General features: G+C 62.0%; 9 protein-coding genes. 2 read left to right on the top strand and 7 right to left on the bottom strand.

All coding sequences use genetic code 11. The features are described 5' to 3' along the window. Positions 1 to 635: 635 nt before the first annotated feature. Complete coding sequence (locus TU73_RS27520; RefSeq protein ID WP_046068541.1) at positions 636 to 2,051, bottom strand: purine-cytosine permease family protein; 1,416 nt, start codon at positions 2,049 to 2,051, stop codon at positions 636 to 638. A gap of 251 nt (positions 2,052 to 2,302) precedes the next feature. Here TU73_RS27520 and TU73_RS27515 point away from each other — a divergent pair, with 251 nt between their 5' ends. Then, positions 2,303 to 3,214 (top strand): LysR substrate-binding domain-containing protein, encoded by a 912-nt coding sequence (locus TU73_RS27515; RefSeq protein ID WP_046068540.1) that lies wholly within the window; start codon positions 2,303 to 2,305, stop codon positions 3,212 to 3,214. A gap of 78 nt (positions 3,215 to 3,292) precedes the next feature. On the opposite strand, the gene argE is transcribed toward TU73_RS27515, so the two are convergent. The 5 genes from argE to TU73_RS27490 all read right to left on the bottom strand — a co-directional run bounded on the left by argE (position 3,293) and on the right by TU73_RS27490 (position 7,616). After that, the gene (gene argE, locus TU73_RS27510; protein WP_057014799.1) at positions 3,293 to 4,438 is read right to left on the bottom strand and encodes an acetylornithine deacetylase; all 1,146 of its coding nucleotides are present in this window, start codon (positions 4,436 to 4,438) and stop codon (positions 3,293 to 3,295) included. After that, complete coding sequence (locus TU73_RS27505) at positions 4,435 to 5,112, bottom strand: DUF1028 domain-containing protein (protein ID WP_057014798.1); 678 nt, start codon at positions 5,110 to 5,112, stop codon at positions 4,435 to 4,437. Before TU73_RS27505 ends, argE begins: the two co-directional genes overlap by 4 nt. Before the next feature lie 11 nt (positions 5,113 to 5,123). Then, the gene (locus TU73_RS27500) at positions 5,124 to 5,534 is read right to left on the bottom strand and encodes a RidA family protein (RefSeq protein WP_046068537.1); all 411 of its coding nucleotides are present in this window, start codon (positions 5,532 to 5,534) and stop codon (positions 5,124 to 5,126) included. A gap of 23 nt (positions 5,535 to 5,557) precedes the next feature. Beyond that, positions 5,558 to 6,889, bottom strand: coding sequence for a flavin-containing monooxygenase (locus TU73_RS27495; RefSeq protein ID WP_414860410.1), 1,332 nt, complete (start codon positions 6,887 to 6,889; stop codon positions 5,558 to 5,560). Positions 6,890 to 7,013: 124 nt separating this feature from the next. Further along, on the bottom strand, positions 7,014 to 7,616 hold the full coding sequence (locus TU73_RS27490) for a LuxR C-terminal-related transcriptional regulator (protein WP_057014796.1): 603 nt from the start codon (positions 7,614 to 7,616) through the stop codon (positions 7,014 to 7,016). A 101-nt stretch (positions 7,617 to 7,717) separates the two neighbouring features. Between TU73_RS27490 and TU73_RS27485 the strand changes: the two genes are divergently transcribed. After that, the gene (locus tag TU73_RS27485) at positions 7,718 to 9,331 is read left to right on the top strand and encodes an ATP-binding response regulator (protein WP_057014795.1); all 1,614 of its coding nucleotides are present in this window, start codon (positions 7,718 to 7,720) and stop codon (positions 9,329 to 9,331) included. Here TU73_RS27485 and TU73_RS27480 read toward each other — a convergent pair. After that, the gene (locus tag TU73_RS27480; protein ID WP_057014794.1) at positions 9,321 to 9,656 is read right to left on the bottom strand and encodes a hypothetical protein; all 336 of its coding nucleotides are present in this window, start codon (positions 9,654 to 9,656) and stop codon (positions 9,321 to 9,323) included. The two genes, TU73_RS27485 and TU73_RS27480, sit on opposite strands and share 11 nt — an antisense overlap. Positions 9,657 to 9,790: the final 134 nt, after the last annotated feature.

The raw sequence follows: 9,790 nt of genomic DNA, 5'->3' as shown, positions 1-9,790 counted from the left end.
GAAGCAGCATCTTGAGCAATGCGGCTTTACGTTCGGGTGAATAGTACTTCACAAGCTGTCTCTTTCCGCCCTCGGTATGCTTTTGGGGGTAAACCAGGAGAGGCGACAACTATCCTGACACCGGGGGCCCCACCACTCGGCACCTCGCCCAGGCTCGGTGTGCCCGTAATCCGCCAGTGATTTGGGGGGGCGCCGCCACGCGCCATCCATGGCGCGGGGCGGCTAAACCGGCATCCCTGCCGGTTTACCCCCCAAATCCCTGTCGAATTCCGGCCAGCGTGGTTTAACGGGGCGCCTGAGATCAAGATCAAGAGCGGCTCGCTTCGCATCGTGGTTACCGTTGAGCGCTACAGAGTTGTGTAGATACCTATGCCCCGATAGCGGTGGGTCAGCCAACATCAATGTTTGCTGGGCTGACGTCTTCGGGGGCAAGCCCCCTCCCACAGTTTTGACCGAGTTCGACATATCCAGGCGGTAGGTTTGAGTTCTTCAAAAACCAGAAAACCCGCCGAGGCGGGTTGCCTCACAGCCTCGCTGCTGCGAAACAGACTGGGTGGCGACTGTGCGCGGGTTCGCAGACCAGGAAGAATCACCCCCGGCAGACCCGAAGGTCTCCCACGCACAGCCGCCGTAAATCAGACACCACCCACCAATTTACCCCCATCCATGCGGCGCTTATACGCACTGTCGCGACTGGCCAGCCAGAAGTACAGCGGCGACGTCACCACCAACCCCACCACCCAGGACAGGTCCGCGCCGTTGATGTGTTCCGAAATCGGCCCTACGTACAGCGGCGTGTTCATAAACGGAATCTGCACCGCAATCCCCACCGCATACGCCAGCAACGCCTGTGGGTTGTACTTGCCGTAGATGCCGCCATCGACGCGAAAGATCGAGGCGATGTCGTACTTGCCTTTGTGGATCGCATAGAAGTCGATCAGGTTGATCGCCGTCCACGGCACCAGCACCACCAGCAGCACCAGCACCATGTCGACGAAGTGGCCGATAAAGTCCTTGGAGGCGAATACCGCCGCAATGGAACAGGCGGCCAGCACGATGATGGAGATCACGGCGCGGCTTTTGGCCGTGGGGATCCAGCGGTAGGCGAAGGTCTGCACCAGGGTGATGATCGACAGCACTGCGCCGTACAGGTTGAGGGCGTTGTGGCTGATCACACTGAGCAAAAACAGCACCAGCATCAGTGGACCGATGGCGCCGGTGGCGAGTTTGACCGCGTCCATGGTGTCCATGCCTACCGGGGTGGCGAGCACGGCGACGGCGCCGAAGATGAAAGCCAGGCTCGAACCCAGGGCCGAGCCCAGGTAGGTGGTCCAGAAGGTCGCGGCGACGGGTACGTCAGCCGGCAGGTAGCGGGAATAGTCCGATACGTACGGCGCAAAGGCAATCTGCCACAGCGCGGCCAGGGAAACCGTCGCCAGCCAACCGGAGATGTTGAAGCTGCCGCGGGTCAGGAAGTCGGTGGTCTGCACGTGGGTGAAGATGTAGCCGAAGCCCAGCACAATGCCGGCGCCCAGCACCCAGGTGCCGATACGGTTGAGCACGTGGATAAAGCGATAGCCAATGATGCCGATGATGCCGGAGCCGATGGCGCCGATCACAATACCCACCGGCACGGGCACCGCGTCGACCACGCCGTGCAGGGATTTACCGGCGAGCACGATGTTGGACGCGAAGAAGCCGATGTACATCACCCCGGCAATCACCACCACCAGCAGCGCACCGAGCGAGCCGAACTGGGCGCGGCTCTGGATCATCTGCGGGATGCCCATCTGCGGGCCCTGGGCCGAGTGCAACGCCATCAATACACCGCCAACCAGGTGGCCGACGAGGATGGCAACAATGCCCCACACCAGATTGAGGTGGAACAGTTGCACACCCAGTGCGCCGGTGACGATCGGCAATGGCGCGATGTTGCCGCCGAACCACAGGGTGAACAGGTCTCTTACCTTTCCATGGCGATCTTCCGGGGGCACGTATCCAATCGTGTGTTTTTCGATAAGCGGGGCGCTGGATGTTGCAGTGGTAACCATGACGAGCTCCAAGGCAAGGTGAGTACGTTGACGTACTTCGCTATGCGCTGCACGGGGCGGCGCTTTGTTGTTGGAGTGATCATCTGCAATGGGCGCGAGGAGGTAAATTAGTAAGTTTGTTGCTATAGACCTTAAAAAAAGTATCTCGCGCAGATTTTTGCTCCGGTATGTTGCATGGGCTCGAATCGATGAAAAAAGCGCGATTTTTTCGCACTTGTTTGGGGCGAAATCCCACGTTTATGGAGGTGCCGATGGCTGCCTATAACCTGCGCCAGCTCAGATATTTTGTGACCACGGCCGAATGCGGCAGCGTCGCCGAGGCGTCGCGCAAGCTGTATATCGCCCAACCGTCGGTGTCCACGGCGATCAAGCACCTGGAGGAGAGTTTTGGCGTGCAGCTGTTTATCCGCCATCACGCCCAGGGCGTTTCGCTCACCCCCAGTGGTGCGCGTTTTTATCGCAAGGCCCTGGAGCTGTTGCGGGTGGCCCATGAGTTCGAGCAGAACGCCCTGGCGGACAACGATGTAGTGGCAGGGCAGATCGATATCGGCTGCTTTGAAACCGTGGCGCCGCTGTACCTGCCGCGTTTGATCGCCGGCTTCAAGGCGCGCTGGCCGGGGGTTGAGATCCGTATTCGCGATGGCGAGCAGCAAGAGTTGGTGCAAGCGCTGACGGCAGGCAGTATCGATGTGGCGATGTTGTTCGAACACGACCTGGGCGGCACCATCGAGACCACGCCACTGATGCCGCCGCAACAGCCTTATGCGTTGCTGCCGGCCGATCACCGTTTTGCACAACAGGCCAAGGTATCCCTGGCCGACCTGGTGCTGGAGCCGATGATCTTGCTCGATGTGCTGCCCAGCCGTACCTATTTCGTGAGCATCTTTGAAGAGCGCGGGCTGACGCCGAATATCGTGTTCAGCTCGCCGTCCATCGAGATGGTGCGTGGCATGGTGGGGCGCGGGTTCGGGTTCTCGATCCTGGTGACCAAGCCGTTCAGTGAGTACACCTATGATGGGCAGAAGGTGGTATGTATTCCGTTGGCGGAAACGGTGACGGGGTCGGGGTTGTCGGCGGTGTGGCTGAGGCGGGCCCCGCTGACCAAGCCGGTGCAGTTGTTTGTGGATTACTGCCGTGAAGAACTGGCGCGATTACTCGGCTGAAAGAACGCTGGGCAAAAGTATGGAAGGGGGCAAGTCGAATCGTCGCACCGCCCCTCCCACATTGGATGTGCAGGTTTTTCAGATCTGAATCGAGTCCAGCATCCGCCGCAGCATGGCATCACACCCGTCGAGCTGTTCAACACTGACAAACTCATCCGGCTTATGCCCCTGGTCCATGCTTCCCGGCCCGCACACCACGGTCGGGATACCCACCGCATCAAACAGCCCGCCTTCGGTGCCAAACGCCACGGTGCCAAACTCCCGCGAGCCCGAAAACGCAGCGATCAACTCCGCCGCCTGGCTACGCTCGTCGGTAACTAAGCCGGGGTAGGCCGATAACTCGGTAAACCGAATCGAGCTCTGCTTGCTCACGGCCTGCATGCGTGGCAATACCTGCTGCATCGCATACGCCTGTAGCTCCTCGGCCACTTCACCCGGGTCCATGGCGGGCAGGGCGCGCACTTCGAAATCGAAGCGGCAATCGGCGGGTACGATGTTCAACGCCTTGCCGCCGCTGATCATGCCGGTCTGTACCGTGCTGAACGGCGGATCGAACCTCGGGTCCTGGCGCGAGCGCAAGCGTTGGCCAATACGGCCCAGCTCGCCGATCAATTCGGCGGCGTGTTCAATCGCATTCACCCCCGAAGGCGCATACGCCGAGTGGCATGCGTGGCCCTGCACATCGCAGCGCATAGCCAATTTGCCCTTGTGGCCCAGCACCGGTTTGAGTTCGGTCGGCTCGCCAATAATGCATAGCATGGGTTTTACCGGGCGCTGCTCCAAGACCGCGAGCAGCGAGCGCACACCGAGGCAGCCGACTTCCTCGTCATAGGACAGGGCGATATGCACCGGCAGGCGCAGAGGCGCCTTGACCAGCTCCGGCACCAACGCCAGCACACAGGCGATATACCCCTTCATGTCGGCAGTGCCGCGTCCGAACAGCTTGCCGTCACGCTCGGTCAACTCGAACGGCGGCAGTGTCCAGGGCTGCCCATCCACCGGCACCACATCGGTGTGCCCCGACAGCACGATGCCTGGCAGTTCTACCGGGCCGATGCTGGCAAACAGATTGGCCTTGCTGCGTTGCGCGTTGTAGACGAGTTCACTGGCTACACCAAACCCTGCGAGGTAGTCGCGCACAAACTCGATCAACTGCAGGTTGGACTCGCGGCTGGTGGTATCGAACCCCACCAGCGTGCGCAGCAATTCGCGGCTGCGGCTCACCGGTCGTCTCCGGCCACGCCGTACCCGGGGGATCGGTCGGGGGCGAGGGCGCGGTCGATATAGTCCTGCACTTGCGGGCGGTAGGCGTCCCAGAGTGCTTGCAGTTCGACAAGGGGGGCTTCATCGGCCCAGTCCACGCGCAGATTAATGATCGGCCAGGTCAGTTCGCCCACCACTACCAGCGCGGCGGAGTGCACCGGGCCGGCTTCGCCACCGGCGACGATGGCGGCATGCATCGCCGCCAGCAGCCGGTCTGCCAGTTGCCCTTCGCCCTGTTCAAAGGCGGTGACCATCGCCGTGATGACTGCGCGGTCGGCAAGCATATTGCCCGCCGCCACGCATTGCTCGCCCGATACCGCATGATGGGTGCCCAGGGTCTGGCTGCCGCTGAAATGCATGCTGCGGCCCAGGTGGTCAATCGCCGTCACTTGCCGGTATTGGCTGTAGCCGTTGCGCGTGAGGGCTTGGTCGAGGGCCTCGGCCGGGGCCAGGCCCTGCTCCAGCAGGTCGAGCACGTCCGGGCCGAGGGCAGGCAAAGTGATGTTCTGGGTCGACACCGCGCCCACACCGGGCCGCAGCCACGGGCAGCGGGCGCCCACGGCGATGCTCGATGAGCTGATGGCGATGCCCAGCTGGCCGGTTTCCGCGCAACGGCCAACGATGGAAAAGGTCATGGCTAGCCTCCTTACTCTGGAATAACCGCGATCACGTCAATTTCCATCAGCCACTGTGGCTGGCCGAGGGCCGAGACCACCAGCCCGGTGGAAATCGGGAACACGCCTTTGAGCCACTTGCCGACTTCCTGGTACACCGGCTCGCGGTAGCGTGGGTCGATCAGGTAAGTGGTGGTCTTGACGATATGGCTGAGGTCGCTGCCGGCTTCTTCGAGCAGTTGCTTGACGTTTTTCATCGCCTGTTCGGCCTGGGCGCGGGCATCGCCAAGGCCCACCAGGTTGCCGTCGAAATCGGTACCCACCTGGCCGCGCACATACACGGTGTTGCCGGCGCGTACCGCCTGGCACAGGTCGTTGTCCAGGCTCTGGTTGGGGTAGGTTTCTTTGGTGTTGAACATGCGAATGCGAGTGTGAGTAGGCATCAAAAAACTCCAGTAAAAAGTGCTCAGGCGCTGACAGGGGTCTGGTGGGCGACCGGTGCGGGTTCGCGGTACTCAAGGTACTGACGCTGGATGGCGATGTGGTCGGCCACGTATTTGGCGTCGTGCCACACCCCCCAGATGAATGACGAACCACGCCGCGATTGCCACGGCAAACCGAGGAAATAGATGCCCGCTTCACTGGACACCCCGCGCTGGTGCCGGGGCTTGCCGGCGGCGTCGAAAGCGTCGACTTTCAACCAGCTGTAATCCGTGGCAAACCCGGTGGCCCAGATGATCGAGGTAATGCCCGCCTGGGCCAGGTCCAGTTGCAGGATCGGGTTGCTGATACATTCGGCATCGGGGAACACGCGACGCGCTTCGGGCTCCAGGGGCAGGTCGAGGCCGTTGCGCTCGATATAGGCGTCAGCCGCGTCCAGCAGGGCCAGGTAGTTTTCGTCGCCGCGTGCCAGGTTTTCCACCAGGTTGGGCTGGAAGGTGGCTACGTTGCCGTCAAAGGCTTGGGTCAGGCCGACCAGAGTCATGCCTTGCTGGGCCAGTTCACGGAAGTCGATGGTCTTGCCGCCGTGGGCGCCGCTGACGGCGATGGTCACGTGCTCGCGGCCGGGCTTCATCGCCACCTGGTCCCATTCACCCAGCACCCCCAGCCACCAGCAGAAGTCACGGTTGCGATAGGCGCGGGGCGGGCGGTCATGGGCACCGACCGACAGGTACACCTGGCGCCCGGCGCGCTGCAATTCATCGGCGATCTGCACCCCGGAAGAACCGGCGCCCACCACCAATACCGCGCCCGCTGGTAGTTGCCCGGGGTTGCGATAGTCGGCGGAATGGATCTGGTGCAGCGCGCTGTCTGGCGGCGCGATGGCCGGAATCACCGGCTTCTGGAACGGCCCGGTGGCAGCCACCACGCGGTTGGCTTCGATCACGCCTTCGCTGGTGTGCACAGTAAAACCGGGACGGCCGACGTTGCGCACCACTGAGGTGACGTCCACACCGGTGCGGATCGGTGCATTGAACTTGCGTGCATAGGCTTCAAAATAATCCGCCACCCGCTCTTTGGGCGCGAAGCCATCGGCGGGCACATCAATGAATTCCAGGCCAGGAAAACGGTCATGCCAGGCCGGGCCGTTGGCGACCAACGAATCCCAGCGCCCGGTGCGCCAGCGCTCGGCGATGCGGCTGCGTTCCAGCACCAGGTGCGGCACGCCTTGCTTGCTCAGGTGCTCGCTCATGGCTACGCCAGCTTGACCCGCTCCCACCACCAGCGTGTCTATTTTTGTTATTGCTTGAGTCATGTGTCTGTCCTTGCGTAATGCAGTTGGATTCAGCTTGGGCATGACGTCAAGTTAGGGGGCGGGCGGTGATTAATAAAATATTATTAAGCTGGGAAGTGAGCATAAATATCGGATGCAGAGCCGTGAAGGGCTGACTGCTGCACCTCGGTCTAATGTGGGAGGGGGCCTACAACTCCCCGGAATACTTCACCGCTGCTGCCGCCCGTGACGGCACGTCCAGCGTGCGCAGCAGCGACGACACATGGATACGCACGGTAAACGGCGAGATATCCAGCGCCTTGGCAATTTCCTTGTTGGTCTTGCCCTGGGCAATCAGGCGCAGCACTTCCTGCTGGCGGGTGGTGAGGGTGTGGGTGCCCAGCGGCAGCAGGCCCGAAGGCGCGAACTTGACCAGCACTTCGCCGTCGCGGATCGCCAGCAGCGCCTGGCCGATCTCGTCAGGGGCGATGTTCTTGCCGATAAAGCCGTCTACGCCCTGGGCCATGACCTGTTCGATCAGCGCGGCGTCGTCGACCATCGACACCACGACCAGGGTAGTGCGCCGCAGTTGCTGGCGCAGTTCGGCCAGCTGGCTGATGCAGGTCAGGCCGGGGAAGCGCAGGTCGAGGATCAGGGTGTCGATTTCGCCCGCCTCGTGCAGCAATGCGTTCACCGTGGCCAGGTCGCCGGCCTCCTGCACCTGGGCATCGGGCAACAGGCGTTGCACGGTACGCGCCATGCCTTCGCGAAACATCGGGTGGTCGTCGGCGATGATGATCCGGCCGGTCATGGTGTGCTCCTTCCTGGGGCAAGGGTGTGCTGAGGCATGCTACTTTACCTGCGGGGCGAAGGGCCCCTTGCTTCTACCGATGATATGTCAAGGATATGACTATGGGTCTTGAGACCAACTCTGAACTCGACCAGGCTAACCTGCGCATTGTGGTGGCCACCATCGCCATTGTGTATATCAGCCTACTGGGTTTCCTACCCGGGCACTCGCTGGACACCTACCTGCCGGTGATCCTGTATATCTTCCTGTTCCTGCTGGCGTCCATCGTGTTGCGCCAGGTCATCGCACGCTGGCCTGGGCATTACCCGGCGCGGCGCATCTTCGGCATGCTCCACGACTACACCGGCACTTCGTTCGGCCTGGTGGTGGGCGGTGAAGCGGCGTTGCCGCTGTATGCGGTGATGGTCTGGGTGAACCTGGGCAACGGCATGCGCTACGGCTCGCGCTACCTGGCGATTGCCACGGGGCTGGCGTTGCTGGCGCTGTTGGTGGTGTACCAGCTCACGCCGCTGTGGCAGGCGCAGCCGTTCATGGTGCTGATGCTGATGATCACCAGCACGGTGATCCCGGTGTACGCCCATATCCTGCTGGAGCGCACGCGCAAGGCTTCCGAGGAAGCCATCGCCGCCAACCTGGAAAAATCCCGCTTTCTCGCCCAGGCCAGCCATGACCTGCGCCAGCCTATCCACTCCATCGGCCTGTTCACCGCCTGCCTGCGCGAAGCCCGGCTGGGGGATGACGAGCGGCGGCTGGTGGATAACATCGACCGCTCGCTGCTCAACGTGTCGCAACTGTTCCGTTCGATTCTTGATCTCTACACCCTCGACAATGGTCGGCTGCTGCCCAAATACCAAGTGATCCATCTGGGCGACTTCCTCGCCGACCTGATGCGCCAGAACGCCGAAGCCGCACGCTGGGCCGGCGTGGAGCTGCGCTTGCGGCCTTGCACCCACTGGGTACTGGTGGACCCGGGTATGTTGGCGACCATGGTGCAGAACCTGCTCTCCAATTGCTTCAAATACGCTGCACAACGGCCAGTACTGATCGGCGTGCGTATGCGCGATAACGGCCTGGTGGTGGAGGTGCATGACCAGGGGCGGGGGATTGCCAGCGAGCATCTATCACAGGTCTTCGAGGAGTTCTATCGCGTGCGCCAACTGCGTGACAAGGACGTCGAAGGCGTTGGCCTGGGGCTGTCCATCGTCAAGCGCCTGGGGCAATTGATGGGGCTGCGCGTGAGCCTGCGTTCGCGGGTGGGCCGTGGCACCTCAGTAAGCCTGCATGGCCTGGCACTCGCCACGGCGCCGGTTCAACCGGCATTGCGCGCCGATGCGCGCCAGGCCGGCCTGCTCACGGGGTTGAAAGTGTGCCTGGTGGAAGATGACCACAACGTACTGCTCGCCACCCAGGCCCTGCTGGAGCGCTGGGGTTGCCAGGTGCAGGCCGAGTCAACGGGACAGGGCCTGGTCAGCGACTGCGACATCATCGTCGCCGACTATGACCTGGGCAACCACGCCACCGGTATCGAATGCATCGACCAGCTACGCCAGCAGCGCGGCTGGGCGGTGCCGGCGTTGATCCTCACCGGTCATGACGTGGAGAAAATCCAGGCCGCGTTGCACGATCGTCAGATCGCAATACTCTCCAAACCGGTGCGTCCTGCGGAACTGCGCGGCAGGTTGCGCGACCTCAGACGGGAAAACATTACTGCATGAATGGCGTCATCGCATTGCCTCGCGCGCCCTTGGGCTGGCACATGGCGTTGGGTTTCACGAGGCCAAAACTGCCGACTGCCATTATTGCCCCACCGACCCCGCTTGAGATCACGCAGTTATAGTCACCGGACGCGGTGTTGGCAATGAAATAGGTTGTCATGGAATCGCTCCGCACATTGGAGATACGCTTCACGGGCTCACCCAGATTGGTTTCCGACAGTGTCTTTAGGCGATCTTCAGTGGGCTTGATATTGCTGCAACCGGCTACGCCGATGATCAGGGCGCCCAGCAGGGCAAGGCGAGTAACGGGGGAGTGGAGTTTCATGGTGCTTCTTCCTTGGGGTTGTTTTGGTTTTTCCGACGCACAACGAACCCGCGCGCAATGGATGCGCGGTGCCGGAGGAGCGTTGGAAGTGCCGGGGAATATAGCGCCGCGGTTGGGAAGGGTCGATTAGCACA

The organism is Pseudomonas libanensis (genome assembly GCF_001439685.1).
GTDB lineage: Bacteria > Pseudomonadota > Gammaproteobacteria > Pseudomonadales > Pseudomonadaceae > Aquipseudomonas > Aquipseudomonas libanensis.
The sequence above is the reverse complement of the archived record's forward strand: the minus strand, read 5'-3'. Positions and strand labels throughout refer to the sequence as shown.

Bases quoted from the DNA above. Each gene is read 5' to 3' on its own strand.
- TU73_RS27490 (WP_057014796.1), bottom strand. From the start codon at position 7,616: ATGACCGGCCGGATCATCATCGCCGACGACCACCCGATGTTTCGCGAA.
- TU73_RS27505 (WP_057014798.1), bottom strand. From the start codon at position 5,112: ATGACCTTTTCCATCGTTGGCCGTTGCGCGGAAACCGGCCAGCTGGGC.
- TU73_RS27480 (WP_057014794.1), bottom strand. From the start codon at position 9,656: ATGAAACTCCACTCCCCCGTTACTCGCCTTGCCCTGCTGGGCGCCCTG.
- TU73_RS27520 (WP_046068541.1), bottom strand. From the start codon at position 2,051: ATGGTTACCACTGCAACATCCAGCGCCCCGCTTATCGAAAAACACACG.
- TU73_RS27495 (WP_414860410.1), bottom strand. From the start codon at position 6,889: ATGCCCAAGCTGAATCCAACTGCATTACGCAAGGACAGACACATGACT.
- TU73_RS27485 (WP_057014795.1), top strand. From the start codon at position 7,718: ATGGGTCTTGAGACCAACTCTGAACTCGACCAGGCTAACCTGCGCATT.
- TU73_RS27500 (WP_046068537.1), bottom strand. From the start codon at position 5,534: ATGCCTACTCACACTCGCATTCGCATGTTCAACACCAAAGAAACCTAC.
- TU73_RS27515 (WP_046068540.1), top strand. From the start codon at position 2,303: ATGGCTGCCTATAACCTGCGCCAGCTCAGATATTTTGTGACCACGGCC.